Here is a 26,802-nt window from a genome sequence, read left to right as displayed (position 1 = left end):
CGCCGGTCGCCGCGCCGCCCCGGCGCCGCCGCGGCGACCGGCGCGCCGCCGCCCATGGAGCAAGCCATCGGACGAGGGAGGCACCCTGTGACCGACGTCCGGCCCTCCGCCGAAACGACGACGCCGCCCGCCGAGCCGAGGCGTCGGCGCAGCAGGCTGGTGGAGTGGCTGACCACCACCGACCACAAGAAGGTCGGCTACCTCTACCTCACCGCCTCGTTCGTCTTCTTCCTCGTGGGCGGGCTCATGGCGATGCTCCTGCGGGCCGAACTGGCCCAGCCGGGGCTGCAGCTGATGGGGCCGCAGCGGTACAACGAGCTGTTCACGATGCACGGCACGGCCATGCTGCTGTTCTTCGCCACGCCCCTGTTCGCCGGGTTCGCCAACGTGATCATGCCGCTGCAGATCGGCGCCCCGGACGTGGCGTTCCCGCGGCTGAACGCGCTGAGCTTCTGGCTGTTCCTGTGCGGCGCCCTGATCGCCCTGAGCGGGTTCGTGACCAGCCTCGGCGCGGCCGCCTTCGGCTGGTACGCCTACGCGCCGCTGACCTTGAAGACCTACTCGCCGGAGACCGGCGGCGACCTGTGGACGGTCGGGCTGATCATGTCGGGCGTCGGCACGATCTTGGGCGCGGTCAACTTCATCACCACCATCGTCGGGATGCGGGCGCCGGGGATGACGATGTTCCGCATGCCGATCTTCACCTGGAACGTGCTGTTCACCTCGATCCTGGTGATCCTGGTGTTCCCGGTGCTGGCCGCGGCGCTGGCCGCGCTGTGGGCCGACCGCAACATGGGCTCGCACATCTACGCCCCGGCCACCGGGGGCGCCCTGCTGTGGCAGCACCTGTTCTGGTTCTTCGGGCATCCCGAGGTCTACATCGTCGCGCTGCCGTTCTTCGGCATCATCACCGAGGTCATCCCGGTGTTCGCCCGCAAGCCCCTGTTCGGCTACGTCGGCATGGTGTTCGCCAGCATCGCCATCACCGGCCTGTCGATGACGGTGTGGGCCCACCACATGTTCGTCACCGGGCTGGTGCTGCTGCCGTTCTTCTCCTTCCTGACCTTCCTCATCGCCGTCCCCACCGGGATCAAGTTCTTCAACTGGACCGGCACCCTGTGGCGCGGCCAGATCGACATGAAGTCGCCGATGCTGTGGTCGATCGGGTTCCTGGTCACCTTCCTGTTCGGCGGCCTGACCGGGGTCATCCTCGGATCGCCGCCGCTGGACTTCCAGCTCAACGACTCCTACTTCGTGGTGGCGCACTTCCACTACGTGCTGTTCGGCACCGTGGTGTTCGCCATGTTCGCCGGGTTCTTCTTCTGGTGGCCCAAGATGACCGGCCGGATGCTCGACGAACGGCTGTCCAAGATCCAGTTCTGGATGCTGTTCGTCGGCTTCCACACCACCTTCCTCGTCCAGCACCTGCTCGGCGTCCAGGGCATGCCGCGCAGGTACGCCGACTATCCCGACGAGTTCACGACGCTGAACCTGGTCTCCTCGGCCGGGGCGGCGCTGCTGGGGCTGTCCACCCTGCCGTTCCTCTACAACGTCTGGTACACCGCCCGCAAAGGACGCCGCGTCGACACCGACGACCCCTGGGGGTGGGGCAACTCCCTGGAATGGGCGACTCCCTGCCCCGTCCCGCGGCACAACTTCACCGCCATCCCCGCCATCCGGTCCGAACGCCCCGCCTTCGACCTGCACCACCCCCACCTCGACCAGAAGCGGTCTCGCGTCGCACCCGGCGGTGCCGAGCGCGACCGGTGACTCCTCTCCAGGGGATGCCCCTCTGCCCGTGGCGGTGACAGCGGGGATCGCCAGGACATGCACGGGCAGGGGGCGCGACCCGGTGGCGACGGCCGCTCGCAGCCGGCAAAACCCGGCTGGGCGAGCCGCCTTATGGCCCGTTGGTATTCGTGGTCGCCCCCCTCCGCAGTGACAGATCTCAATGAGTGTGTCAATCGGGATCGCTTTGCGAATCCTTTGCCTTTCCTTGCGTTTATCATGGTCATCCCTCGGGCCGGGTTGATCGCTATCTGTGCAGGTCAGAGGGCGGTGGATGGTCAAAGGAAGCCGTTTTTCAGGCGTGGTGCGGGCGTCCTGCTTCGGGGAGCGGTGTCCCGCGGCGGGGCCGAGGAAGCGGGGCTCGGAGTTTCGGAAGCGGGTTTATCGGCACGCTCTCCGGATAAGCCACAATCGTCCTGTATCTCCGAGTCGAGGAGAGGCTATGGCACAGGAGAGAGGGCCCGTGGGGCGAGGCGTCCCGGTCGGCCAACGCCACGGGCCGGAGGAGTTCCCCGAAGAACACTCCCTGTGGGAGGACCGCACCCGCGTCTTCCTCCAGCCGGTGGCCGCACCCTCCATCCTGGGGCTGTTCGGCCTCGCCGCCGCCACCATGATGGTGGGCGCCTGGATGGCGGGCTGGTACGGCACCCTGGCCACGCCGCTGGCCCTGTTCCCGTTCGTGCTCTTCTTCGGCGGGCTCGCGCAGTTCCTCGCCGGCATGTGGTCCTACCGCGCGCGGGACGGCCTCGCCACCGCCGTGCACGGCATGTGGGGGGCGTTCTGGCTGGCGTTCGGCCTGCTGTTCATGCTGGTCGCCGCGGGCGCGTTCCCGGCCGAGCTGACGCCGGTGATCGGCACGTCCCGCCCCGGCTTCGCGTTCTGGTGGGTCGCCCTGTGCGTGATCACCGGGCTGACCGCCCTGGCCGCGGTCGGCCGGAGCATGGGGATGTCGGCGCTGCTGCTCGTGCTGTCGGTGGGGTCGGCGTTCGCCGCGGCCGGCTTCTGGTCCGGCGCCACATGGCCGGTGCGCATCAGCGGCTGGCTGCTGGTGATCTCCAGCGCGATCGCCCTCTACATCGCCGCGGCGATGATGATGGAGGACACCTTCGGCCGGACCATTCTCCCGCTGGGCAAGTACCGCGCCGAGGCCAACATCCCCGGCCGCCGGGCCACCCGGCCGCTGGAGTACCGGTACGGCCAGCCGGGCGTCAGAAGCGGCCAATAGCCGACCGCCGGACACGGCGGGGCCTCGCCGCCGGCCCGGCCGCCGGGGCGCGCGTCGCCCGACGGCGGACGCGGACCGGCCCTAGGGCGAGGATCCCGCCGACCGTCGGCGGGCCCTCATCTCCAGGGGTCGGCGCCGCGGCACGGCGGGCGCCGACCCCGGAACCCGCCTGCCCATGCTCCTCCATCGGTGTCCTAACCTTGGGTTTCGTCCCAGCACGGCACCGATGGAGGAGCGATGTCAATCGCGGCACGGTTCTGGCGGCGGGTGGTCCGCGCCTACCATCTCGCCTGCGCCCGCGACGACGCCGCGGCGCGCGGCGTGTCCGCCCCGACCGGGGTGTGGGTCTGCGAGTTCTGCGAGATGCCCGTGCTGAAGATGACCACGCTGATCAAGCATGTGCGGGCCGAGCACTGCCTGCCCTGACCGTCCGCCCGCCCGCCGCTCACGGCGGCCAGGCGTCGCCCCAGTCGATCTTGCGGGCCGCCCGGTAGAGGTCCCCCTGACGTTTGGAGACTGTGACGTCCGTCACTCCGCTCGTCTCCGTGCACAGGCGCAGGGCCACCATGCCCTTGCGCTTGAGCGGACGGCGCACGACCCGGCCGGAGGCCCGCGGGCGGTCGTTCCGCGCCGCCGCGACGTAGCAGAACTTCTCGTCCTCGAACCCGAGCGACGCCACCTTGATCCTTCGATGCAGGGCCGTCCGGTTCAGACGCTCGGCGAAATGGCACCAGTCCTCGCCCCGGGGGATGGGGCACGGCCCGTCGTGCGGGCAGGGCGCCACCACCGACAGGCCCAGCTCGATGAGCAGGTCACGCGTTTCGACGATGCGCTCGTATCCGGCGGGCGTGCCGGGCTCCACCAGGACGACCACGGCGGCCTCGGCCGCCAGCGAGCGGACCGCGTCCGTGCGCGCACCGGGCGGCAGCTCCCCCAGCACGTAGCTCATGGTGACCAGGTCGGACGCCGGTGTGCGGACCGGCCCGTCGATCACCGTCCGCAGCCAGCGCGCCTCCCGCACCGCCGGGGAGTCCGACCGCCCGGCCAGCCGCCGCCCGAACGCGATCGCCTCGGGGGCCTGCTCCAGGACGGTGGTCTCCTCGATCGACGGCCACACCTCGGCGGCGGCCCAGATCGCCGCCCCGGTGCCTCCGCCGACGTCCACGTGCGTCCGCGGAGCGAAACCGGGCAGCAGCGCCGCGCTGTGCCGCAGCGCGGCCGCCACCGCCGCGTACGTGGCGGGCATCCGGTACGCGGCGTACGCCGCCACGTCGGCCGCGGAGCCGAGCGGCATCCGCTCGGCGGGGTCGAAACCGTCCCGGTACTGCCGTATGAGCTTCTGCGCCGCCCTCGTCAAACCGCCCGAGTCGGCTCCGCGGAGAGCCTCGTCGAGTGCGGTGCTCAGGTCTGGGGGCAGCTCGGCCATGCGGTGATGATGCCAGTCACTGGGGAGGACGGCACACCGCCCTCGGTGCGGGATGCGCGCGGTGTGCCCGCATGCGCCACGCCATCGCGGCGAAGAGTCAGGCGGTGCACCGCCCGAAGCGCATGGTCATCGGCACCGGGCTATAAGGGCGATACGCAATGACGCGCCCCGACTCCTGGGGCGGTGATGGAGGATCGGTGTTCCGCAGGCCACCGCTGGAGGAGCGCATCGCGCGACGTCAGGCGGAGCTCCCGCCGCGCACGGGCGGGCGCAGCCAGTTCGACCAGCCCGCCGCCAAGTACCTGCTGATCCTGGCGGCGGCCGTGACGGTCGCCGCCCACGTGATCGGCGGCATCCTGCTCGCCGTCCTGGCGCACTGAGCTCACCGGGCATCCCCGTGGGCGCTCGCCGCCCCGGGAACCCAGACACCTCGCGCGGGCCGGAGGCGCTTCGGACCCCGGGCCGCTAAGCTCTTCCGCGCCCTCGGCCTCTCCACGGCCGCCGCTGGAACGCGCCCTCTCCGGAGGACTGGGCTGCTGCGGACGGGTATCCGATGGGACGAGGTGTCGAGCTGTGCCGCGGCGGTGACGTGCGGTCGTTGAGAGGGCGGCCCCGCGCGAACGCGCCGTAGAGTTCAGGTGTCGGTGGTGGGAGGTTGCAGTGGCGAGGTCGGGGAGGATCCTCAGGTTCGATGACGTCCGCGGATACGGGTTCATCGCTCCGGACGGCGGCGGCGAGGACGTCTTCGTGCACGCGAACGACCTGCTGGAGGACAAGTCTCTGTTCACCCCGGGCACCCATGTGACGTTCGAGGTGACCGAGGGGGAGCGGGGCCTGAAGGCGTTCGCCGTGCAGACCGTCGCGCGCCCCTTCCCGGCGACCGGGCCCGCGACGTCCTCGACCCGCGGTCACGACGCGGACGACGACGTGTGCGACGTCCTGTCCGTCGCCGAGTTCTCCCAGGAGATCACCGAGGCCCTGCTGGCGGGGGCGTCCACCCTGACCGGCCAGCAGATCCTGCAGGTGCGCCGGACCGTCACCGAGCTGGCGGTCAAGCACGGCTGGGTGGAGACCTGAGCCCGTCCCCCGGTGCCTCCCCGCGTCCGAGGTTGGACGCGGCGGAGCGGGCGCTGTTACTGTGACGCCATGTCCAGTCCGGAGGCGTCAAGACTTTAGCCACCGGTCGTCCGGTGGCCGATCGACACGGCGCCGCGCGCAAGCGCGCGGCCGATGACGCCGCGGTGTGCGTCTCCGCCATCGGATCACCGTCGTAAGGACTGCGTTCCGCACCCGCCGTTCGGCGATGTCGGCGGGTTCCGCCGCGCGTCGGCCGTGCGTTCCCGGACCGGACATCCCTGCCGGATGCCCCTGGATGTCATCGCGGCCGGCCGCGTCCCCTTATCCGTGACGTGATGACGGAGTCTCGTCGTGCCATTCGCGATTCATGTCCTGGGGCTGGCGGTGTTCGCCCAGGCCACGTCCGAATTCATGCTGTCCGGCCTGGTGGCGGACATCGCCCGCGACCTGGACGTCTCGATCGGGACGGCCGGCATGCTGACCTCGGCGTTCGCCCTGGGGATGATCGTCGGGGCGCCGGCGGCGGCCACCGTGAGCATGCGGTGGCCCCGACGCCGCGCGCTGCTGGTCTTCCTCGTGCTGTTCCTGGCCGTGCACGTCCTCGGCGCGGTCACCACCAGCTTCCCCGTCCTGATGGGCACGCGCGTCGTCGGGGCGCTGGCCAACGCCGGCTTCCTGGCGGTCGCCGTGGCGGCCGCGGCGGGCATGGCCGGGCCGAACGCCAAGGGGCGCGCCACCTCCGCCCTGCTCGCGGGCGTCACCCTCGCCTGCGTCGCGGGCGTGCCCGGCGGCGCGGTGCTCGGGCGCCTGTGGGGCTGGCGTGCCGCGTTCTGGGCCGTGGTCGTCCTGTCCGTCCCGGCGGTGTTCGCCATCCTCCGCTCGGTTCCCGCCGACGCCCCCGGCGCGACCGCTCGCGGTGTACGCGGGGAACTGCGCGCCCTGCGGAACCCGCGATTCCTGATGACGCTGCTCCTGGGCGCTCTAGTGAACGGCGCGACGTTCTGCAGCTTCACCTACCTGGCGCCGCTGGTCACCGGCGTCACCGGGTTCGCGGAGACATGGGTCCCTCTCACGCTGGCGCTGTTCGGCCTGGGCTCGTTCGCCGGTGTCACCGTCGGCGGCAGGCTGGCCGACACACGCCCGCTGCGGCTGCTGGTGTACGGCGGTGTCGCGCTGCTCGCCGGCTGGGTCGTCTTCGCGCTGACGGCGGGCAGCCCCGTGGCGACGCTCCTGCTGGTCTTCGTCCAGGGCACCCTCTCGTTCGCGGTGGGCTCCACGCTCATCTCCCAGGCGCTGTACGCGGGGACCGAGGCCCCCACACTGGCCGGCGCGTTCTCCACGGCCGCGTTCAACGTGGGTGCCATGGCCGGCCCCTCGCTCGGCGCACTGGCGCTCGACGGCGGGCTCGGTCACCGCTCACCGCTGTGGATCAGCGCGTTCCTTGTGGCCCTCGCCCTCCTGGCCGGAGGCGCGGCCCAGGCGCGGACCGCAGGCCGCGCCTTCGGATCACCGGGCCGCCGGAGCCGGCCCCCACGTCGAGGACAGGCCCCAGAGCACGACCGGACACAGTCGCACTAGCGCCCCAGGCGAACGAGGCCAGCGGGAACGCCCGCGCGCCACCGCTTTCGACCTGGACGTCCACGCCACTCACGCGGCGGCGGGCGCTCGCCGCCACAGGGCGCAGGCCGCGCGTTTCCTCGCTGCCGCCCACGCCCGCCGCGAGCCCGCGCCTCAGTGCTTGACGGTCGCGGACGCTCATTGGCGGCGTCGTGCGAAGAGCATGCTGACCGTCTTCGACCTGGACGATCACGTTCGGGACGTCGAACGCGGCAGCCGGAGCTGTTCGCGTGCAGGTCCTCGCCAGTGCTCGCGCCCGTCGCGTGGGCGGTTTCCACGGCGTGGCGTGGATGCTGCCCGGCGGTGTCGTGCGGGTGCGTCCCCGTTGCTCTACCGACCGCCTTCGGCTGGCGTGCGTCGACGTCGCGGGCGGCGCCATGATCGACGGCACGGCCGTCCAGCTCTACGACTGCAACGGCACCACGGCGCAGCGGTGGACCCTCGGGACGGACGGCACCGTGACGGCCCTCGGCAAGTGCCTGGACGTGGCGGGCGGGTCGACCGCGAACGGCGCGAAGGTCCAGCTGTACGAATGAACGGCATGGGGCCCAGCAATGGAGAGCGACGTCCGGCAGGGATCTCGTCAACCCCCAATCGGGCAAGTGCCTCGACGCCACGGACAACTCCAGCGCCAACGGCACCCGCCTGCAGATCTGGACATGCGCCGGAACCGCCAACCGGAAATGGACCGTCCCCTCGGGCTGACCGGCTGCGTCCCGAGGACGTGAGACCGAGCCGCCGTCGAGCCGCGAGATATGAGAGCGCCTCGCGGCACGGCGGCGCTGACACCTGGTCGAAGCGCGGATGCCCTAAAGGCGACGGCTGAAACCGCACTGCCCACCATGACCGAGGTCATCGACCTCGCCGACCGGACATCTCAGCCGCTGTCCAGGCCCGCCTCCACGCGTCCAGTCGAAGAAGCGGGCCCATGAGCATCGCGGCTCATCCATAGAGCAGCGCCTTTGCGGCGTCCGGCCGACTTCCCGTCCCGCCATCCGGACGCGGGTGCGTGCGCGGAGCGAGGGCCGTGCTCGCGACCCGCCGCAGGGCGCACGGTGGCCGCGTCCGGAGGCGGGATGCCGCCTCCGCGGAGGCCGGGCCCCGCCTTCCGCCGGCGGGTGGCGGTCCGTACCCCCGGTCGGATTCGAACCGACAACACGTCCCTTTTAAGGGGACTGCCTCTTCCAGTTGGGCTAAGGGGGCTCGCAGACAATCTTAATCTTTAGTGGACCATTCTTCGACCCGTCGAACGGCGGCCGTCCAAACGATTCGCAGGGGCGGGGAGAAACATTCCGCTGACCGAGCGAGCCTGGCCGTGTAGAAAAGAGGCCGATTCTTCCGTCGGCTTCCTCATACGGCGCCGAAATGCGCGACCGGGCGATCGAATCAACGCCCGGCGGCCGGGCCGCCCGGCGCGATTCGCTGTCGGTCTTCAGCGCGGTCGCCGGACCGCCGCCGGGGCGACGATCCGCGTCAGAGGGGACGACCGCCCACGCGTCCGGTCGACCGGTCGCGGGTCGTCCTGCCGTCGGCACGGACCAGACTGATCTCTGGAACCGTCCCGTTCGGCCGAACCGCGCCGACCTCGCCCCTCGGTCGGGCGGGAGCGTCTGTGCCGTGCCGTGTCGGCCGCTCGACGGAGCCGTCCGGGGAGCACGTGACGGTACGAGCGCCCGGAAAGCGATTACCAGATCTCCGAAGCAAGATCAATGTGATGTGTGTCACATAAAGATCATGCTTCTCACCTGCGGAGATGGTGATATGGGCCCAATAGTGCCACGTACAGTGGGGTTCGTGGAGGACCCGGTAGGAGCCTTAACGGACGTCGCTCGGAAGCTGGAGAACATCCAGGCGCTCACCGACGAGGCGTTCTCCCACATGGACGTCGAGGAGTTCCTGGACACTCTGCTCGAACGGCTCCATGAGGTCCTGAACGTCGACACGGCCGTCGTGCTGCTGCTCGACCGGCAGGCGCGACTGCTCGTGGCGACCGCTGCCCGCGGCTTCGAAGAGGAGGACTCCCAGGCCGTCCGCGTCCCGCTGGGCGACGGCTTCGCCGGACGCGTCGCCGTCGAGCGGCGGCCCATCTACATCGAAGACGTCCCGAAGGCGCAGGTGTTCAACCCGTTGCTGGTCCAGCGGGGGCTGCGCTCCCTCCTCGGCGTCCCGCTCATCGCGGGAGGGACGCTGCTGGGAGTCCTGCACGTCGGGACGCTCACCCCCCGCCGCTTCGGACCGCACGAGATCGAGCTGGTGCAGATCGCGGCCTCGCGTGCGGCGATGGCCGTGCAGGCCTTGCACAGCCAGTCGGAGCGCGCGGGGGCCCTGGAACTGCAGCGCAGCCTGGTGCCGTCCGCGCTTCCCCCCATCCCGGGCGTCGAATGGGCCGCTCGCTATCGCCCCGGTCGGGCCAATGTCGGCGGCGACTGGTACGACGTGTTCCGCCTTCCCTCGGGCCAGATCGGCATCGTCATGGGGGACGTGGCCGGACACGGACTCGCGGCCGCCGTCGTCATGGGGCGGATGCGCAGCGCCCTGCGCGCCTACGCGCTGGAATCCAGCGACCCTGCCGAGGTGCTGGAAAAGGTCAATCGGAAGATGCAGCACTTCGAACCTGAGGCGATGGCCACCGTGCTGTATGCGGTGTGCGATGCGTCCCTGGACTGGGTGCAGATGTCCTCGGCCGGTCACTGTCCGCCTGTCCTCGCCGTGCCGGGATCTCCAGCGCACTTCGTGGACGTCAAGCCCGACATCTTGATCGGCCTGTCCGACGGCGGACCCCGCCATACCACGACGGTCGGGCTGCCCCCGGGCACCGTGATGTGCTTGTACACCGACGGTCTGGTGGAGCGGCGGAACAGATCCATCGACGACGGCATCGCTCAGCTGTGCGACGCGCTGTACGCCGGTCCGCCGGAGGCGGTCAGTGCGGCGGTGATGGCGTCGCTCATCGGACGGCACGTCGCCGAGGACGATGTCGCCGTGCTGCTGATGCGTCGCACTCGTACCTGAGCCGCTCGTCACGGCGCCGGCGCGCGGCCCTTCCGCCGGGTGGAGCGGGCCGCAGATCGTGCTGAACACGCACTCGAGCGCCGATGCGCCCGCCCGCCGCGTTGGTGTCGGCGAGGCGGCGGCGCGGACGCGGGGCGGTCAGGAGGTGACGGCGCACTGGCGGCGGTCGGCGGTCCGCGGCCCGTCGGCGGTGGGACGCACGTCGAAGTCGAAGATCGCCGTGGGCAGGTACAGCGTGCAGCAGGCGTTCGGGATGTCGACGATGCCGCTGATCCTGCCCTCGATGGGCGCCGAGCCGAGCAGGAGGTACGCCTGCTCGCCGGTGTATCCGAACTTCTTCAGGTACTCGATGCCGTTGAGACAGGCCCGCTTGTAGGCCGTCGTCGCGTCCAAGTACAGGTTGGTGTCGTCGTCGGGGTCCACGGAGATGCCGACGAAGCTGATGAACTCCGAGTACCTCGGTTCGACGTTGCCCGGCATGAACACCGGATTGGTCGTGACGCCGTACTTCTCCATGCCGCCCTTGATGAGGTCGACGTGGAAGTCGATGAAACCGCCCATCTCGATCGCGCCGCAGAAGGTGATCTCCCCGTCGCCCTGGCTGAAGTGCAGGTCGCCCACGGAGAGGTTGGCGCCGTCCACGAAGACCGGCACGAAGACGCGCGATCCGCGGCTGAAGTTCTTGATGTCCTGGTTGCCGCCGTGCTCGCGGGGCGGCACGGTGCGCGCGCCCTCCCGGGCGATGCGCTCGGCGTCGCCGGCGGGGGCGAGGCCCGTCAGAGCGCCGTGCGGGTCGGGAGGCAGCGCCAGCGGCGGCACCCGGTCGGGATCGGTGGCGATCAGGGCCCGTTCCCGGCGGTTCCACCGCTCCAGCAGCTCCGCCGACGGGGCGGTGCCGAACAGCCCCGGGTGCGCGACGCCGGTGTACCGGACGCCGGGCAGGTGCCGCGAGGTGGCCTGCTGCCCGTGGAAGTCCCAGACCGCCTTGAGTGCGTCGGGGTAGTAGTCGGTCAGGAACGACCCGCCGTTCGACTTGGCGAACACGCCGGTGTAGCCCCACCCTTCGCCCGCGGCCTCCCCGTGTCCCGGGAGCGGTCCGAGGTCGAGGACGTCCACGATGAGCAGGTCGCCGGGCTCGGCGCCCTCGATGCGGATCGGGCCGCTCAGCATGTGGCACACGCTCAGGTCCGCGTCGCGCACGTCGTCGGCGGAGTCGTTGTCGCCGATCTGGCAGTCGGTCCAGTCGCGGCACTCGACCCTGAACTCGTCGTCCGGACGCACGGAGGCGGCGGGCGGGATGTCGGGGTGCCACCTGTTGTGCCCGGGGATCTCCTGATCGCGCATCGACTTCGACTGGTCGACCTGGAACACGACGTCGGGCATCGTCTTTCTCCTCGCCGGTCGGGTGTGCGCAGGTGCCGGACGACGACGCCCGTTCTCACGGTCGCGGCAGGCGTGCCGGCGCCGGGTGCGGCCGTGCGCCGGTCCGCCGGCGGGGCGGCACCTCGGACACCACCTCCGGCGCCTCCCTGCTGCGCTCCTCGCGTTCGCGGCTCTGCCGCACGGCCTTCGGCGTGCGCGCCAACGCCGGCGGGGAGAACAAGCGCCGGCCTTCGCGTCCGCACAGGGGGCAGGCGCGGGTCGCCGGGGCGGTGCCGAGCGCCAGGCGCACCTCGAAGGCGCCGCAGCCGGGACACGCGTACTCGTAGGTCGCCATGGCACCTCCGCTGCTGGGCGTACTCGTCACGACATTCCCCGACGTAGATGTGGATTACGTGATATTGGGACTTTTGGACGAATGATTGCGAGGGCGGTGCCGGACCGCGTGCCTGCGCCGACAGGACGTGAGCGGTGTCTCCGCCCCCGATGTGTGGGAGCGCGTCCAGGGCCATCCGGGCGGCACTGGGGACTCCCCGTTCCGACTTGCTGACGCTTGCAGGGGGCGATGGCTGGGACGGGCGCGTCGGCGGTTACGGTGTCTGGGACCATCCGGGTCGCACCGGAATCTCCATCCGGCTCGCCGACGCTGGGAAGGGCCGAGACAGCGCGTCGGGTTGTCGGCGCGGTCCGGTGTCCGGGAGCAGCCGGGGTGCACCGGGTCTCCGCCCCGATTCGCCGGCACTGGGAGAGACGGCGCGTCGGCGCCTCCGCTTCGGGGTCGGCGGCGCGGCGGTCGATTGCCGTGCGCAGGTCGGCGGGCGGTAGATCGAATATATGGATTTTCTTGTCAAGGCTAGATTTCCGCCGCGCCCGGTGCTGCCTAGCATGAAGGGATGGCAGACGGCGTCGAAATGGAGCGGATCGTCGATACCGCGACCAGGCTGTTCGCGGAACTCGGTTTCGACGGCACGTCTCTCGGCATGGTCGCCGATGCGCTCGGTCTCCCTCATTCGGCCATTGCCGACGCGGTCGGCGACAAACGGCGGCTGTACCTGACGGTGATGCAGCGCGCTTTCGAGGCCGAGCGGGCCGCCTTGCAGAGCGCCGTGGACAGCTGTCCGCAAGGCCGCGCGTGCGTGCACCACATCGCCGACGCCTACCTCGACTTCCATGCCGCGCATCCCTACATCAGGGCGCTCTGGGCGCACCGCTGGATGTCCGACGCCGCCGACATCCTCGACCTGGAGGACCGCTATCCCCGCCCGTTGTTCCGCTTGGTCGCGCGCAAGATCAGGGATGTGGTCCCGGAGGGTGTCAACGTCTATTACATGCTGGGCATGATGGTGTGGACGGTGCACGGCTTCCTCGGCTCCGGGGTTCTCGCCCAGCGCCATGGAATGTATCGGGCGGACGATCCGAAGGTGCTCGAGGATTTCCGCACCCATCTCCATCTGATGCTGGAAGGAATGATGGCCCCTCAGCGGTGACCCGGGAGCGTCCACCGAGCGCCGTAAGGTCGCGCCGCTCTCACCGCCGTTCTCCCGCCGGCAGGGAGAACGCCGGCCGGCCGCCGTCGTGGAACGGACCGGCGCACCCGAATTCGACCACACCGGGTGTGATCGGCGGCCGCGCGTCACGGCCGAATCATGCGGTCGGCCCGTAGAGACGTCGGGGTCCTTCCGGACCGAGTCTTTCGGTGGCAACACCGTTCCACTCTCCGGAAGGAGCCGCATTGCGGTCATTCCGATTTCTGAGCTTGTTCGCGGCGGCCGTGCTGGCCGTCGCGGGACTCGCCGCGCCGCCCGCATCGGCCGAGTCGGCCGCGAGCAGTCCGAAGAAGGGCGTCAGCGCGGCCAACGTCGCCGAGGTCACCGCCGCGCTGCGCGATGTCGGCGCCACCTGGTACTACACCTGGGCGTCCAACCCCCAGGGGATCAACGCGCCCCCGGGCGTCGAATTCGTGCCCATGATCTGGGGGCCGGGGTCGGTCACCGACGCGCAGCTGAACGAGGCGAAGGCCCTGGGCAGGACACTGCTCGGCTTCAACGAGCCCGACCTGCCCGAGCAGGCGAACATGTCCGTCGAGCAGGCGCTCGACCTGTGGCCCCGGCTGCAGGCCACCGGCCTGCGGCTCGGCGCGCCGGCGGTCGCCTTCGGCGGCGACCGGCCCGGCGGCTGGCTCGACCGGTTCATGCAGGGCGCCGCCGCCCGCGGCCTGCGCGTCGACTTCATTCCGCTGCACTGGTACGGCAGCGATTTCTCCGCCGCCGCCACTGATCATCTTCGCGGTTACCTGCAGGCGGTGTACGACCGGTACAACAAGCCGATCTGGCTGACCGAATACGCCCTGATCGACTTCACCGGTCCCGCCCCGAGATATCCGACCATGCAGCAGCAGACGGATTTCGTCCGGCGGTCCACCGCCATGCTGGAAAGCCTGCCGTTCGTCGAGCGCTACGCCTGGTTCTCATTGTCCACCCAGACCAGCCCGACCGGCCTGTACACCGGTGCCGTGCCCAACGACTCCGGTGTCGCTTATCGCGCGGCGGGGTGACGTCGGCCACTCCGCCTCCCGCCGGGCCGGCGAAGGTTCGGAGAACATCCGTTGAACCCGGCGACCCCATCAATGCGGTACCACCGTAAAGACGCCGGGGCGCCCTTCGCTGATTATCAAGGCGCGGGGCGGCCCCGGAATCCCGGTGGTCCCCCGGGCCGATCGGGCCAATTCGCAGTTCCGTTGCGTGAAGGATGAGGTGCGATTCAGCATGGGCAAGATCGCGAAGGCGCTGGGGACGGCTGCCGCGGCGATGACGATCCCCCTGGTCATGCAGGGCACCGCGTATGCGGACATCCCCTTCGGGCAGCCGATCCAGGGCAACGCGACCTACTACGACAACTCCGGCTACGGCGCCTGCGGCACGTGGATCAACGCGGGCACGGAGATGCTCGCGGCGGTCTCCGCCTCGTACTGGACCTCGCCGAACCCGAACAACGACCCGCTCTGCTTCGGCGTCTTCGTCGAAGTGACCGCCAACGGGCGGACCATCCGGGTCCCGGTGAAGGACAAGTGCCCCAGCTGCGCCCCCGGCCACATCGACCTGAGCCTTCCGGCCTTCCGCGCGCTCGATGACCCGGCGCGCGGCAACATCCCCGTGACCTGGAAGTTCGTCCGCTAGCGATGACGAGAGTGCCGTCCCTGCCCTCGGGGACGGCACTCGCATGCTTGGAACGGCCCGCCTCTCGACGACAGGAGCTCCCCGCCATGGGTCACGCCGAAGGCCTGGACCGCGACCGAACGGATTTTGGATCGATCCAACCGCCGACCGGCGCCGGCGAGGTCCGGCAGGCGCTCGACCAGGCGCGCGCTCGGCGCACGGCGCCGGCGCGCCAGGGCCGCTGGAGCGGGGCCGACGAGCTGGTCACCCGGACCGTGGCGGACGCCTTGGCCGCTCCGGTCACCCTCCGCGGTCCCGACCTGACCGACCTGGTCTACCTGCCGGGGGCGCCGCGGCCGGACGCCGTCGGGAAGCGCACGTCGGGGGAGCGGTGCGCGATCCCGCCCCAACGCCGCGACGCCATGCGCGCCGTGCAGCTGGCCAACCAGGGAGTGATGCGGGAGGAGGTGGTGCGCCTCGCCCGGCAGGTGCTCGCCTCGCCCGCGTGGCGCGACGCGGGGACGTTCTGGCACGCGGTGGTCGCGCTGATCTACGCCGACGAACTCGACGAGGCGCACGAGCAGTGCGAACGGGCCCTCCGCACGACCGGGTGGACGGTCACGCCGCGGCATCGCGACGCGTTGACGCTGCTGCGCGCCCGCGTGGCGTGGCTGCGCGGGGCGCCGGGGACCGCGGCCGACCTGCTCGCGGACGCGGTGGAGCGCGGGGTGCACCCCCAGTTCGGCGGGCTGGCCGCGGCCTGGTGGGCGGCCGCGCTGGTCGACCTCGGCGAGCTCGACCGCGCGCACGGACTGCTCATGGAGAGCGACGTCGACGGCGAGCGCGCCGGCGCCGGCACGCGGGTGGAGCTGCTCGCGGCCCGGGGCGGCCTGCACTTCGCCGCCGGACGCGTGGAGCTCGCCGGCGAGGACTTCCGCGCCTGCGGCCGCATCCTCCTGGAGTGGGGGGTGGTGAACCCCGCCGTCCTGCCGTGGCGGTCGCGGGCGGCCCTGTGCGCGCACCTGCTGGGGCACAAGACCGTGGCCGACGCGCTCGCCAGGAAGGAGCTGGTCGCCGCGAACCGCTGGGGCGGCGAGCGTGCGATCGGCGTCGCGATGCACGCGGTCGCGCTGGTTCTGAGCGGCGGAGCCGAGGCGCTGCGGGAGGCCGAGGCCGTCCTCGAGCGGACCGGGGCCACCGGGGACCTGCTCCGCGCGCGCTACGACCTCGCGTGGGCGCTGGACGCGGAGAAGGAGAACCGGTCGGCCCGCCGGGTGCTGGAGCGGACCCGGGACCTGGCCCGACGCGCGGGATACCGGCTGTGGGCCGAGCGCGCCGAAGCCGCGCTCGCGCGCATGGCGCGGCCGGACGGCGTCGACCTGCTCACCCCGCAGGAGCGCCGGATCGCCGAACTCGCCCGCGCGGGCCTGAGCAACGGGCAGATCGCCCGGGAGCTGTCCCTCACCAAGCGCACCGTGGAGTTCCACCTCACCGGCGTCTACCGCAAACTCGGCATCGCCGGTCGGCGCGATCTGCGCACCATCCTCAACCCGCTGCGCTGACGCCCGGCCCGCGATGGTCCGCGAGAGCGGGCGACGTCACACTCGAACGCCTGGACCGTTCCGTCAAGCGCTCGGTAAAATGCTGCCGATCGTCCTGGGAGTCCGCCGCGGCGGCGCCGCGGCGAAGAGCGGGCGATCCATCGGCTGGCAGGGTCTCTTTGGAGAAGCGCCTCGCCTCCGGTCGAGGCGGGGACCGACGGCTGCGTGACGAACCGGCGGCCGTCGACGCCATGCGCCCGCGGTCCAGGGACGCTGGTCCGCATCCCCTGATGCAGGCGGCTCGTCGTCTTCCGGCCGAGCTCCGCGAACCGTTCTCACCGATCACTACGTCGCTGCACGCATTCCGAATGCCGGCCGCCACCGGTCGCACCACTCGAAGAGGAGATGCCGCATGAGCACCGGGCGGGAGCGCAGCCGCATGGACGTCGCCTCGGCGCAGCCGGACCGAGAACCCGTCGCGGCGGGGTGGAGCGTGCCGCGCGCGGACGCCGCCGACGTGCGCGGTCCGGGACCGGTGGACATGCCGCTCCTCGACCGCGGCTCCGGCCTGGTCTCGCCGCACCCGTGGGCGGCCGAATGCCCCGCCGCCAAGGCCATGCTGTGCCTGACGGCGGGCCGGGACTGGCCGCTCGCGGTGCGCCTGGCCGAAGAGGCGCTCGACCGCTCGCCGTGCCGGTACATGCCCGTGTGCGTCTCGCGGGCCCTGAACACGCTGGTCTTCGCCGGGGAGCTGGTGGTGGCGGACCGGCTCAGCCTGGTGATCGCCGAGGAGGCCTCGGCGGGCTCGCGGTACGGGCTGATGGACCACGTCACCCTGATCCGGGGGCTGATCGCGCAGCTGTGCGGGGACCTGGCCGGCGCGGAGCAGCTGTTCGCCACGGTGCTGCATCCCCAGGCGGAGCCGGCGACGCGGATGCTCGCGGTCGGCCGCACCGCCGAGCTGCTGGTGCAGACCGGCGCCGCCGGACGCGCCCGCGACCTGCTGGCCGAGCACGACGTGGACGGGGCGATCCGGTCCGGCGTGCCGTGCCGGGCCGAGCTGCTCGCCGCCCGCGGCGCGGTCGCGATGGCGACCGGCGACGCCGAACGCGCACTCGGCGATTACCTCGCGAGCGGGCGGGAGCTGGTGGCGCGGGGCGTGGTGAACCCCGCGGTCCTGCCGTGGCGGGCCAGGGCGGCGCTGGCCGCGCGGGCCGCCGGACGACCGGTGCTCGCGGCCGTGATGGCCTGGCAGGAGGAGGCGGGCGCGATGCGGTGGGGCGAGCCGCGCGCCATCGGACGCGCGCTGGCCGCGGTCGCGCTGGTGGACGGCAAGGACCGGGAGATCGACCTGCTCGCCGAGGCGGCGGAGCTGCTGGAGGTCGCGGCCGCCCCGGCCGAGCTCGCCGCCGTGTCCTACGAGCTGGGGGTCCGCCTGGTCGACCGGGGCGAACGGGCGCGGGGGCGCCGGCAGCTGGAGAGGGCGCGCGCCCTGTTCACCCGGGTCGGACTCGACCACCGTGTCGGCGACGTCGAGCAAGCGCTGCGCACGGCCGGCCTGCCCTCCCCGAGCCAGGCGCTGACCGCCCAGGAATTGAGGATCGCCAAGCTCGCGCAGGCGGGGATGACCAACAAGCAGATCGCCGCGCACCTGTATCTCGCCCTGCGCACGGTGGAGGTCCATCTCTCCCGCGTCTACCGCAAGCTGGGGATCTCCGGTCGCGAGGAACTGCGCATCGCCGTCTTCTGAATCTCGTCACCGGCGGCGACGCAGGCCCGGTCCTCGTGGAGGCCCGTCGAACGCCCGGACACGCGCGCGAGCGGACGCTGAAACGGTGCGGGTGGCCGAAGAGACGCGTGGCACCTTCCGCGCCTTCGGCCACCCGCACCTGGCTGTCGGCCGTCAGGGGGATCGCCCGGTCAGCAGGTGAGGTTCCCGCCGGGGGAGACCCCGAGGATGGCGGCGAAGTTCCGGTAGAGGTCGACGCGGTGCTGCACCTGCGCGGGGTTGCCGCCGTTGCACTCCAGCGCACCGTTGATGGCGCGGATCGTCTCACCGAATCCGCGCTGGTTCACCATCGCGTCGTGCGGGGTCATGGTGCCGGCGCCGCGCTGGGTGTTCCAGAACCACAGCGCCGTCTTCCAGGAGACCGCCGGGTCCTGCTCCACCAGCCAAGGGTTGTGGAGCAGGTCGATGCCCAGGGCGTCGCCCGCCGCCTTGTAGTTGAAGTTCCAGCTCAGCTGGATGGGGCCGCGGCCGTAGTAGGCGGCCTGGCCGGCCGGGCAGCCGTACGGCTGGCTCCAGTCGCAGTAGTGCGGGTAGTTGGCCTGGTTCTGCTCCACGATGTGGACCAGGCCCCCGGTCTCGTGCGAGACGTTGGCGAGGAACGCCGCCGCCTCCTGCTTCTTCACCGTGTCGCTGCCGGTGTTGGCGAAGCCGGGGAAGGCGCTCATCGCCGCCACCAGGCCCTGGTAGGTGTAGAAGCCGTTCCGGTTAGGGAACATCTGGTTGAACTGCGCCTCGCTGACCACGAAGGCGGCGGCCTTCGGGGCCGCGGTCTGCGCCGCCGACGCGGGAGCGGAGACGCCGAGCGCGGCGGACACCGCGCCGGCGGCCACGGCGACGCCGGCGAGCACTCGCTTGATCAACGGGTTGCCTCCTCTGGGAAAGAGCGGGGAGAGAGCCTCCCAGAACGGCCCTATTCCGCCATATCGCCCGCGTCCCGTCTTTACGGTGCGACCGCAATGTTGCGCCGGATGTGCGGTCCGGCCGTAGAGAATTTCCGTCTTCCGCCGACCACACTCCGCCGCTGGAGACGTCCGCCGGCGAGCGGAGCGCGGGTCGCCGAAACCCCGCCCGCTCCGTCTCGTCGCACCGATGAAGGAGGATCGTCATGCGCAAACGCCGCATCCGCGGCGCCCTGGTCGGCCTGGTGCTGGCCGCGGTCGCCGGCCTGGGCGTCGCGGCGGCGGAGCCCGCCCCCGCGCCGGCCACGGCGGCGGCCGACCACACGGTGACCTTCGTGAACCGCAGCGGCGAGACGTTGTGGATCGGCAGCCTCGTCAACGCCGACGGGTCGGTCAACCTCACCAACCTGCCGACCCTGCAGCCGGGGCAGTCCGCCACGGTGACCATCCCCGAGAACAGCCCGCCCGGCCACTGGCGCGGCAAGTTCTTCGCCCGGCAGGGCTGCACCGGCACGCCCGGGCGGGACTTCCACTGCGAGGTCGGCGACTGCGGGCCGTACCCCGACCGCTGCGTGACCGGCGAGCAGCCCGCCAGCCTGGCCGAGTTCAACTTCGACACCAAGGACGGCCTCGCGCCCTGGTACAACGTCAGCTACGTCAACGCGTTCTCGCTGCCCATCACCATCGAGCCGGTGAACGCCACGGTGCCGTGCGGCTCGGCGGGCTGCACGGAGAACCTGCTGCCGTACTGCCCGCCGGAGAACCTGCAGCGCCGGGCCGACGGGTCCCCGGTGAACTGCATCAACCCGAACCGCGACGCGAAGACGCCCTACAGCAACATGATCCAGTCCCGGTGCCCCAAGGCCTACGCGTGGTCCAGGCAGGACCACGAGCCGGGCAACCAGGTCGTGTACCAGTGCCACTCGTGCAGCGGCTTCACCGTCACCTTCCACGGCGGTCGCTGACCGTGACCAGGCACGCCCCGGCCTCCGCCGGGGCGTGCCCCCGACCGTTGTCGCGGCGGCCCCGCCCGTCTCGGACGCGCAGCCGCCGCGCGGCGGTCGTCCCGACTCTTCGGGCGGCCCCGACCGCCGGGGCGAGACGCGCTCTCGGGCCGCCGCGGGACGCCGGGCTGATCCCTCTCCTCGGCGATGACGACGCCGCCCGGCAACGGCTCCAGCGCGTCGGGCCGGACGGCCGCGTCGACGATCGGCGTGTGCGGCCGGTCGAGCGGCGCCCAGTACGCGAACGGCTCCGCACCGATCTTGCTGTGGTCGGCGAGCACGTAGGCGGCGCGTCCGGCGTGCAGCAGCACGTGCTTCAACCGGGCCTGCTCGGGCGACGGGCAGCACAGGTCGCGGGCGGTCACGCCGTCCGCGCCCAGGAACACCTTGTCGGGGCCCAGCCGGCGCAGCTGCTCCTCGGCGAACGGGCCGACCACCCCCTCGCCGGGGTGGCGGACCCGCCCGCCGAGCACGATCAGCTCGACGCCGCGGGCCTCGGCCAGCAGCGCGATGGCGTTGAGCCCGGCCGCGATCACGGTGATGCCGGTGCGGTCGCGCAGCCGCCGGGCCGGCCGCGCCGTGGTGGACCCGGCGTCCAGCAGCACCACGTCGCCGGCGTCCACCAGGTCGGCGGCGACGGCGGCGATGGCGTCCTTCTCGCGCCGGCGGCCATGCTCCCTTTTCGCGCAGCGGCAGCTCGTGCGGTACGGGCCGCCCACCGCACCGCCGTAGGTGCCCTCGGCCCGCGTCGTGCGGTCACCATCCCCCATCAGGCGGTCCGTTGTGCGGCAACCGCATGATCCCCGGCGGCGGGCGTCGGGCGCAGGCAGAACCAGGAGACCGCCGCCACGGCGGCCAGGAATCCCGCCAGAGCGACGAATCCGGCGGCCTGCGAGCCGGTCAGGTCGATCAGCCGGCCGACCAGGTACGGCCCCATGAAACCGCCCAGGTTGCCCAGCGCGTTGATCAGCCCCATGGCCACGGCGATCACCTCGAACCGCAGCACCTGCGCGGGCATCGCCCACGGCCCGTAGGGCGCGTACACGCCCGCCGCGACCACGCACAGCAGCGCCATCTGCGCGACGCCGCTGTGCACCAGCTGCCCGGCCAGCAGCCCGACGATCGCCACGACCTGGGCACCGCGGCGGCGCGCCGGTTTCCGGTGCGGTCGGAGCGGGCCGCGTTGCAGATCATGGCCGCCAGCGCGACCGCGTAGGGGACGCGAGCCTCGCGCGATGAGCGCGGTGTCGTGGTCGTGGCGACCGTCCAGGACCGGGCGGTCGGCGCCCGCGCCGTGCGCCGACCGCCGGTCGGGCGACGCTAGAGGGCGCGCAACCCGAGGAGTCCCCCGAGGACGCCGTTGGGGCTGTGGGCGTACTTGACGCTGATGTTGTCGACGCGGAACGTGTGATCCCTGTTCACTACGTATGCCGTTGGCACGGGGGGCGTGGTGAGCACCCCGCCTGCCAGCGCAGCCATCGCCAACGGGCGCAACAGACACCGCATAGCAAGATCTCCTCGACAGTGACTTCGGCACTGCGGGCTTGCTCCCCACCGTCCTGAGCCGTCACGCGCCGCCGCAGGTCAAAACCAGGTACGTCCCCGTCCGCGGGACCGGACGGCCGGAGCTCGGAGAGAATGAGGCCGTTCAGAATCCTGCGGAAATGCCGGAGTCGTCGTGCCGCATCTCGGGATCCTCGCCCACAGCACGGGAGGGGCCGCGTTGTGCTTCCTCGCCTACTGCGAGGAGGGATTCCGGCGGACGGGCCGCAACGAGCATCCCGACGTCACCCTGGACTACATCGCCTTCGGGTACAGCATGCCCGCGTGGGACGCGGGGGATCACGCGTCCGTCCGGGCCACCCTGGCGACCAGCGCGGAGCGGCTCGCCCGGGCCGGCGCCGACTTCTTCGTCTGCCCGGACAACACCGCCCACATGGCCCTGGAGGTTCCGGGGCCGGACCTTCCGCTGCCGGGCCTGCACATCGCCGAGGTCGTCGCGGACCAGGCCGCCGCCGAGGGACGCACCCGCGTCGGCGTGCTGGGCACCAAGTACACGATGGACGGCCCGCTCTACCCGCGTGCGCTCGGCGCCCGCGGGATCGCCGCGGAGGTGCCCGACGCCGACGACCGCGACCTCGTCAACGAGGTCATCTTCACGGAGCTGGTCAACGGCGTGATCAGCGATGCGTCGCGCCAGAGGTACCTGCGCGTCATCGAACGGCTCGCGGACCGCGGCTGCGACGCCGTCGCCCTCGTCTGCACCGAGATCCCGCTGCTGATCACGCCGGACGTGTCACCCCTGCCGACGCTGGATTCGACGCGTCTGCTGGCCCGCGCCGCCTACGACGTCGCCGTCGGCGAACGGCCGATGCCCGACTGGCGCGGCGGCCCGCGGTGAGCCCGGAACGACACGTCTCTTGAACGGCGCCTCGAACCGGGGGAGCGGGCGCTTCAGCGCGCCCAGCTGGTCATCACTGCACGTCGTCCCCGCCTGACCGTTCTACGTGCACGCCTCCCGGACGCAAGGGGAGGCGCCGGCCGGTCACGTGGCGGGCCGCGACGCGCACGAAGTAGGGCTTGGCGTCGGTGGCCCAAGGCTCCAGGCCGCGGCTCTCCAGGCGCCGCAGCTCGTCGACGTCGGTGATGATCTCGGCGGGGCCCTGGACCAGGACGCTCCAGCCCGTCCTGAGCGCCGGTTCGGCGTCGTCGGCCTCGAAGGTCATCGGACGCCGCCGCGCGACGGCGGCGAGTTTGGCGCCCGACGACGTCCGGAAGACCACGGCGTCGCCGTCCATGACGAAGTTGACCGGCAGCACCGTGACCCGCCCGTCGTCGTCCGCCCACGCGACACGCCCGATCGACACGCCGCCCAGCAGCGCCAGGCACGTTCGGCGGTCGAGAGTCAGGATCGGCTCGTCGGTGACAGGCATCTCGTCCTCCCCGAGCGGTCGGGACGGTCCGCGGAGGCGATCGGGCAGGGCCGTCGGCGTCCGCGGCTCAGAAGTCCTCGGTCATGGACTGGTCGGCCGGGCGGCGCACGCTCTCGGGCTCGGCTCCCGCCCTGCCCAGGCGCAGCAGCATCTGCGGGTACCGGCCGCCGCAGAACCGGCGGCGGATCAGCTCCCGCAGCTCCGGGATCTCCAAAGGCTGCGTGTGGAACGCGGCCGCGACGTCCTTCTCGGCCGCGCGCAAGAGCACCCGTTGCAGCGCCTGCCCGGCGCCCAGCCAGTCGCCCGGCGTGTCCCCCGACGTGGTGATCAGCATGACCAGCCCCGTCACCGCGCCCCGGCCGCCGGTCTTTCCAGGGTCGGTTCCCCAATCGTGGCCGCGGGCGAAGTCGCGTCCGGGGAAGTGGTACGGCTCGGTGCGCGGCTCGCCGCGCGGATACGTCTCCGCATGCACCCCTTCCGGACGTGAAGAGCCCGGCCGAGGCGACCAGCGGGCGCACTCGCGCCGGTAGGGCGCGTCGAGCCGCTGCAGGTTCTCGGCCGCCTCCGTCAGCGCCGCCAAAGCACGAAGAGCATGCGGGTCCTCTACGGCCTGCAGCTCGGCCCCCTCCTGCCGCGCCTCCATCTCCAGCCTCGCCCGCAGGGGCGGCGGGACGTCGCCGCCGGGCGGGAAACCGCCTCGGTGGGTGCGCCTGCGCCGGATCTGCTCGTACAGCAGCCGGTCGTCCTCGCTCTCGGCGATCCTGGCGCCCAGGACGACGTCGGCGAGCAGGTTGGGGCGGTCCGGGTCGGGCAGCAGCCGCACCTGCGGCTCGTACCCGAGCCGCCGCACCGCGACCCGCAGGGTGAGCAGGGCGGCGCCGCAGCTGATCAGCATCTCCCGGCCGCCGGGGTCGGCGACCGCAAGCCGCCGGTCCGGATCGGCGCGCACGGTGATCCGTGATCCGCGCCGGCTGAAGCTCCACGGCTGGGTGTTGTGGACGGACGGAGCCCACACCGCCGCCTCGACGGCCTTCTGGACGTCCTCGGCCGGCGATTCCGCCGCCCCGTTCGGGCCCTGCCGTCGCGTCGGTTCCATGCTGGCTCCTCGTGCCGGGCTACGCGTCCAGCACATCCCCCCGACCCGCGCGCAGGTAGGGACGAAAGGCACATTCCACAGCGCGGGAGGCCGCCCGGTTCGGATCGGACCCGGGGGAACGCTCGGCCTTAGAGAGCGGCGACGAGGGCGGTCAGCGTCGGGCCGAGCGGTGCGTCCAGGGTGAGGAGGGCGTATTCGTCGCCCCGCGTCGCACCCTGGTTGACGATCGCCACCGGAATGCCGTTCCGGTGGGCGTGGCGGACGAACCGCAGCCCGGACATCACCGCCAGCGAGGACCCGAGGACCAGCAGCAGACCGGCCCGCTCGGTCAGGGCGTAGCAGTCGCGGACCCGGGCGGGCGGCACGTTCTCGCCGAAGAACACCACGTCGGGCTTGAGGACGCCGCCGCAGTCGGCGCAGTCCACGACCCGGAACGCGCGGATCTCCTCGTCGGACAGCACGGCGTCGCCGTCCGGGTTGATCTCGCCGACCCGGGCGACCCAGCCGGGATTGGCCGCGCGCAGACGCTCGTCCAGGAGCCGCCGGGGCGTGCGGCGCCCGCATCCCAGGCACAGGACCCGGTCGAGACCGCCGTGCAGCTCGATCACGTCCCGCGCGCCCGCGGCCTGGTGCAGACCGTCGACGTTCTGGGTGATGATCCCGGTGACCAGCCCGCGGCGCTGCAGCTCCGCGACCGCGCGGTGCCCGGCGTTCGGCCTCGCTTGGGCGATGTGCCGCCAGCCCAGGTAGCTGCGCGCCCAGTACCGCCGGCGCGCCTCGGCGCTGCCGATGAAGGTCTGGTACGTCATCGGCTTCGCCCGCCGCCGTCGTCCGGTCTCCCCGCGGTAGTCGGGGATTCCGGACTCGGTGGACAGCCCCGCCCCGCTCAGCACCACCACGTCGCCGTCCGCGACGAGGTCGGCCAGCTGCCCGAGACGGGAGGGGACGTCAGGCGCGGGAGCGGGCCCTTCCTGCACGACATGAGTCACCCCTCCATGGTGCATGACAGGCGCGTGTCTCCCACCGTGACCGCCGGCGCAGCCCGGCATAGCCAGGGGCACTGTCTGTAGCCGACGAGGACACAGGCCGGCGGAGGACGCTCAACAGCGCCGTGAACCGGGGATGCGCTGAGCGGATCAGCGGTGGCACGTGATCGGGGCGGTGGTCTGTGGGTGGTGTCGAGCCGCTTTCTGCTCGCGAGGACGCGTCCAAAGGGGCCGCTCAGTGTGTCGGCGGCCCTCACTGAGGGGTCGACGCCTCGTCGCCTGCGCGGCGGCTGCTGAGAGGAAGGCGCAGAGCGAAGCAGGCTCCCTGCCCGGGGCGGTCCTCGATGGTGAGGCTGCCGTGGTGGACCTCGGCGATATGGCGGCTGATCGGCAGGCCGAGCCCGGTGCCGTAGGGGTCGCGGTCGCGGGAGGACGCCAGACGGGTGAAGCGTTCAAAGATCTTTTCGTGCTGATCGGGCGGGATGCCGTCGCCGTCGTCCTCCACTGTCAGCACGGCGACGCCGTCCTGGACCTTCTGCGAGGTGAGGGTGACGGTGACGCGCGAGGCGGCGTGGCGCTGGGCGTTGTCGAGCAGATTGCCCAGGAGGCGCTGGATGAGCAGCGGGTTGCAGTCGACCATGACCTGTTCGTCCGCCTCGCAGGTGATGGGAACCCGGTCATTGGACTGGGCCTGCACTTCCGTGGAGACAAGAGAGGACAGATCGGTGCGTTGCATCAGCACGGGTTGGCCGGTGTCCAGGCGGCTCAACGTGAGCAGGTCGGTCACGATCGCCTGCTGACGATCCACCGCGGCCAGCACGCCCGCGGCGACCTCGGGCCAGTCCACGTCGTCGCCTCGGGTCAGCGCCTCCTCGAGGAGGACGCGGATGCCGGTCAGCGGGCCGCGCAGGTCATGGGACGCCTCGCTGGCGAGGTACCGCAGATCGGTGACCACGGCCTCCAGGCGCCCTAGGGCGGCGTTCAACGTCTGCGCCAGGTCCCTGAGCTCCCGGGCCTCGGGCACCGGAACCCGCCGGCTCAGGTCCGTGGCGGTGATCTCGGCGAACTCCCTGCGGATCGCCTCCACCGGGGTCAGCGTCCGCGCCATCGACCGCCAGGTCATCAGGAACGCCAGCGCGCTCACCAGGGCCGAGACGCCGCCCGCCGCGATCGCCAGCTGCCGGGAGGCGTACCAGGGGACGCGCGGGGCGGCCGTATAGATCATCAGCGGGCTGCGGCCCCGCTGGCGCCGGGCCACCTCGGGGACCATGCGCACGCCCCAGGCGGTCATGCGCCGCCCCAGTCCGGTGGGGTCATGGGGCAGCGTCCGCTGGGTGTGGACCTGGCCCGGCCGCGGCGTGAAGGAGGCCATGGGAGGCTTGCCGCGCAGGTCTTTGGTGGCCGCCAGCACACGGCGGTCCGCGTCCACGACCTGGACCGCATGGCCGTCGCGCGCCCGCAAGACCTCCGGCAGCGGCCCCCGCAGCATCCGGAAGAACACGTCATCGACCGCCGAATGCATCGTTTCGCGGGCCATGATGGCGCGCTTCCTGCTCACCAGACGCAGGAACAGCACGCTGAAACCGGAGGCCTCGAGCGCCGTGACACCGGCGACGACAAGACCGCACCGGACTCGAAGCGGCATATGTCTCCAACCCATGACTTCCCCCGCAAATGCGTGGAAACCGCCAGCGGCCCCCATACCCATACAGCCGACCCCATTCATCGGCGGCTGCGGGAGGGCAGGGGCGCTTGCCCATCGCCCGGCCGGTACGGGCTTCCGCTCGCTGATCATGCCCCGTCCGCCGCCGACGGCGTCGCCTGCCATCTGACTGCTCGTCTCTCAACGGTCATGCGGCGACTCCCAGGCAGCG

At 71.8% G+C, this 26,802-nt stretch carries 24 protein-coding genes, 1 tRNA gene and 1 pseudogene; 15 read left to right on the top strand and 11 right to left on the bottom strand.

Annotation, left to right across the window (positions count from 1 at the left end):
• Positions 1-54 precede the first annotated feature (54 nt).
• The 3 genes from ctaD to AR3_RS04325 all read left to right on the top strand — a co-directional run bounded on the left by ctaD (position 55) and on the right by AR3_RS04325 (position 3,439).
• On the top strand, positions 55-1,770 hold the full coding sequence (gene ctaD, locus AR3_RS04335) for an aa3-type cytochrome oxidase subunit I (protein ID WP_083950922.1): 1,716 nt from the start codon (positions 55-57) through the stop codon (positions 1,768-1,770).
• A gap of 460 nt (positions 1,771-2,230) precedes the next feature.
• Complete coding sequence (locus AR3_RS04330) at positions 2,231-3,013, top strand: acetate uptake transporter family protein (protein WP_169803782.1); 783 nt, start codon at positions 2,231-2,233, stop codon at positions 3,011-3,013.
• 237 nt (positions 3,014-3,250) lie between these two features.
• Entirely contained in the window at positions 3,251-3,439 is a 189-nt protein-coding gene (locus AR3_RS04325; RefSeq protein ID WP_067908735.1) for a hypothetical protein, read from the top strand.
• Positions 3,440-3,458: 19 nt separating this feature from the next.
• On the opposite strand, the gene AR3_RS04320 is transcribed toward AR3_RS04325, so the two are convergent.
• Positions 3,459-4,439: a small ribosomal subunit Rsm22 family protein gene (locus tag AR3_RS04320; protein WP_067908733.1), complete on the bottom strand. Its 981-nt coding sequence runs from the start codon at positions 4,437-4,439 to the stop codon at positions 3,459-3,461.
• A gap of 197 nt (positions 4,440-4,636) precedes the next feature.
• Here AR3_RS04320 and AR3_RS04315 point away from each other — a divergent pair, with 197 nt between their 5' ends.
• The 4 genes and pseudogenes from AR3_RS04315 to AR3_RS32875 all read left to right on the top strand — a co-directional run bounded on the left by AR3_RS04315 (position 4,637) and on the right by AR3_RS32875 (position 7,838).
• Entirely contained in the window at positions 4,637-4,819 is a 183-nt protein-coding gene (locus AR3_RS04315; protein WP_067908731.1) for a hypothetical protein, read from the top strand.
• 280 nt (positions 4,820-5,099) lie between these two features.
• Positions 5,100-5,516, top strand: coding sequence for a cold-shock protein (locus AR3_RS04310; RefSeq protein ID WP_067908729.1), 417 nt, complete (start codon positions 5,100-5,102; stop codon positions 5,514-5,516).
• A gap of 351 nt (positions 5,517-5,867) precedes the next feature.
• On the top strand, positions 5,868-7,094 hold the full coding sequence (locus tag AR3_RS04305) for a Cmx/CmrA family chloramphenicol efflux MFS transporter (protein WP_067908727.1): 1,227 nt from the start codon (positions 5,868-5,870) through the stop codon (positions 7,092-7,094).
• A gap of 329 nt (positions 7,095-7,423) precedes the next feature.
• Positions 7,424-7,838 (top strand): annotated as a pseudogene (locus AR3_RS32875) (RICIN domain-containing protein).
• A 424-nt stretch (positions 7,839-8,262) separates the two neighbouring features.
• Here AR3_RS32875 and AR3_RS04295 read toward each other — a convergent pair.
• Positions 8,263-8,336, bottom strand: a tRNA-Leu gene (locus tag AR3_RS04295).
• Between the two features lie 591 nt (positions 8,337-8,927).
• Here AR3_RS04295 and AR3_RS04290 point away from each other — a divergent pair.
• Positions 8,928-10,145, top strand: a complete 1,218-nt coding sequence (locus tag AR3_RS04290) for a PP2C family protein-serine/threonine phosphatase (RefSeq protein WP_067908762.1) — start codon at positions 8,928-8,930, stop codon at positions 10,143-10,145.
• Positions 10,146-10,283: 138 nt separating this feature from the next.
• Here AR3_RS04290 and fmdA read toward each other — a convergent pair whose 3' ends face one another.
• Both fmdA and AR3_RS04280 read right to left on the bottom strand, forming a co-directional pair.
• Complete coding sequence (fmdA, locus tag AR3_RS04285; RefSeq protein WP_067908722.1) at positions 10,284-11,528, bottom strand: formamidase; 1,245 nt, start codon at positions 11,526-11,528, stop codon at positions 10,284-10,286.
• A 55-nt stretch (positions 11,529-11,583) separates the two neighbouring features.
• On the bottom strand, positions 11,584-11,862 hold the full coding sequence (locus tag AR3_RS04280; RefSeq protein WP_067908719.1) for an FmdB family zinc ribbon protein: 279 nt from the start codon (positions 11,860-11,862) through the stop codon (positions 11,584-11,586).
• Positions 11,863-12,418: 556 nt separating this feature from the next.
• On the opposite strand from AR3_RS04280, the gene AR3_RS04275 reads away from it, so the two are divergent.
• The 5 genes from AR3_RS04275 to AR3_RS04255 all read left to right on the top strand — a co-directional run bounded on the left by AR3_RS04275 (position 12,419) and on the right by AR3_RS04255 (position 17,971).
• Positions 12,419-13,012, top strand: coding sequence for a TetR/AcrR family transcriptional regulator (locus tag AR3_RS04275; protein WP_067908716.1), 594 nt, complete (start codon positions 12,419-12,421; stop codon positions 13,010-13,012).
• Between the two features lie 245 nt (positions 13,013-13,257).
• Positions 13,258-14,079: a glycoside hydrolase family protein gene (locus tag AR3_RS04270; RefSeq protein ID WP_067908713.1), complete on the top strand. Its 822-nt coding sequence runs from the start codon at positions 13,258-13,260 to the stop codon at positions 14,077-14,079.
• Positions 14,080-14,290: 211 nt separating this feature from the next.
• Positions 14,291-14,701, top strand: a complete 411-nt coding sequence (locus AR3_RS04265) for a cysteine/serine endopeptidase inhibitor (protein WP_067908710.1) — start codon at positions 14,291-14,293, stop codon at positions 14,699-14,701.
• 86 nt (positions 14,702-14,787) lie between these two features.
• Positions 14,788-16,242, top strand: coding sequence for a helix-turn-helix transcriptional regulator (locus AR3_RS04260; RefSeq protein WP_067908707.1), 1,455 nt, complete (start codon positions 14,788-14,790; stop codon positions 16,240-16,242).
• A gap of 391 nt (positions 16,243-16,633) precedes the next feature.
• Positions 16,634-17,971 (top strand): helix-turn-helix transcriptional regulator, encoded by a 1,338-nt coding sequence (locus AR3_RS04255; RefSeq protein ID WP_067908704.1) that lies wholly within the window; start codon positions 16,634-16,636, stop codon positions 17,969-17,971.
• A 170-nt stretch (positions 17,972-18,141) separates the two neighbouring features.
• Here AR3_RS04255 and AR3_RS04250 read toward each other — a convergent pair whose 3' ends face one another.
• The gene (locus AR3_RS04250) at positions 18,142-18,870 is read right to left on the bottom strand and encodes a chitinase (RefSeq protein ID WP_083950919.1); all 729 of its coding nucleotides are present in this window, start codon (positions 18,868-18,870) and stop codon (positions 18,142-18,144) included.
• A 245-nt stretch (positions 18,871-19,115) separates the two neighbouring features.
• Between AR3_RS04250 and AR3_RS04245 the strand changes: the two genes are divergently transcribed.
• Complete coding sequence (locus tag AR3_RS04245; protein WP_067908701.1) at positions 19,116-19,874, top strand: thaumatin family protein; 759 nt, start codon at positions 19,116-19,118, stop codon at positions 19,872-19,874.
• Here the strand turns inward: AR3_RS04245 and AR3_RS04240 are convergent.
• Both AR3_RS04240 and AR3_RS04235 read right to left on the bottom strand, forming a co-directional pair.
• Positions 19,775-20,683 (bottom strand): DeoR/GlpR family DNA-binding transcription regulator, encoded by a 909-nt coding sequence (locus tag AR3_RS04240; RefSeq protein WP_067908699.1) that lies wholly within the window; start codon positions 20,681-20,683, stop codon positions 19,775-19,777. The genes AR3_RS04245 and AR3_RS04240 overlap by 100 nt on opposite strands.
• The gene (locus tag AR3_RS04235; RefSeq protein ID WP_067908685.1) at positions 20,683-21,042 is read right to left on the bottom strand and encodes an MFS transporter; all 360 of its coding nucleotides are present in this window, start codon (positions 21,040-21,042) and stop codon (positions 20,683-20,685) included. The genes AR3_RS04240 and AR3_RS04235 overlap by 1 nt, the downstream gene beginning before the upstream one ends.
• Before the next feature lie 549 nt (positions 21,043-21,591).
• On the opposite strand from AR3_RS04235, the gene AR3_RS04225 reads away from it, so the two are divergent.
• A complete protein-coding gene (locus tag AR3_RS04225; RefSeq protein WP_067908678.1) occupies positions 21,592-22,314 on the top strand; it encodes an aspartate/glutamate racemase family protein in 723 nt (240 codons plus the stop codon).
• 73 nt (positions 22,315-22,387) lie between these two features.
• Here the strand turns inward: AR3_RS04225 and AR3_RS04220 are convergent, their stop codons facing one another.
• The 4 genes from AR3_RS04220 to AR3_RS04205 all read right to left on the bottom strand — a co-directional run bounded on the left by AR3_RS04220 (position 22,388) and on the right by AR3_RS04205 (position 26,756).
• Positions 22,388-22,846 (bottom strand): pyridoxamine 5'-phosphate oxidase family protein, encoded by a 459-nt coding sequence (locus tag AR3_RS04220; RefSeq protein ID WP_067908676.1) that lies wholly within the window; start codon positions 22,844-22,846, stop codon positions 22,388-22,390.
• Positions 22,847-22,913: 67 nt separating this feature from the next.
• Positions 22,914-23,942, bottom strand: a complete 1,029-nt coding sequence (locus tag AR3_RS04215; protein ID WP_067908674.1) for an Acg family FMN-binding oxidoreductase — start codon at positions 23,940-23,942, stop codon at positions 22,914-22,916.
• Between the two features lie 128 nt (positions 23,943-24,070).
• Positions 24,071-24,931 (bottom strand): NAD-dependent protein deacetylase, encoded by an 861-nt coding sequence (locus AR3_RS04210; protein ID WP_227023375.1) that lies wholly within the window; start codon positions 24,929-24,931, stop codon positions 24,071-24,073.
• A gap of 250 nt (positions 24,932-25,181) precedes the next feature.
• Positions 25,182-26,756, bottom strand: coding sequence for a sensor histidine kinase (locus AR3_RS04205; protein WP_106259216.1), 1,575 nt, complete (start codon positions 26,754-26,756; stop codon positions 25,182-25,184).
• Positions 26,757-26,802: the final 46 nt, after the last annotated feature.

Origin of the sequence: Actinomadura rubrobrunea NBRC 15275, from assembly GCF_001552235.1 — a bacterium.
GTDB lineage: Bacteria > Actinomycetota > Actinomycetes > Streptosporangiales > Streptosporangiaceae > Spirillospora > Spirillospora viridilutea.
Note: the sequence above shows the minus strand (reverse complement) of the source record. Positions and strands in the feature narration are given on the sequence as shown.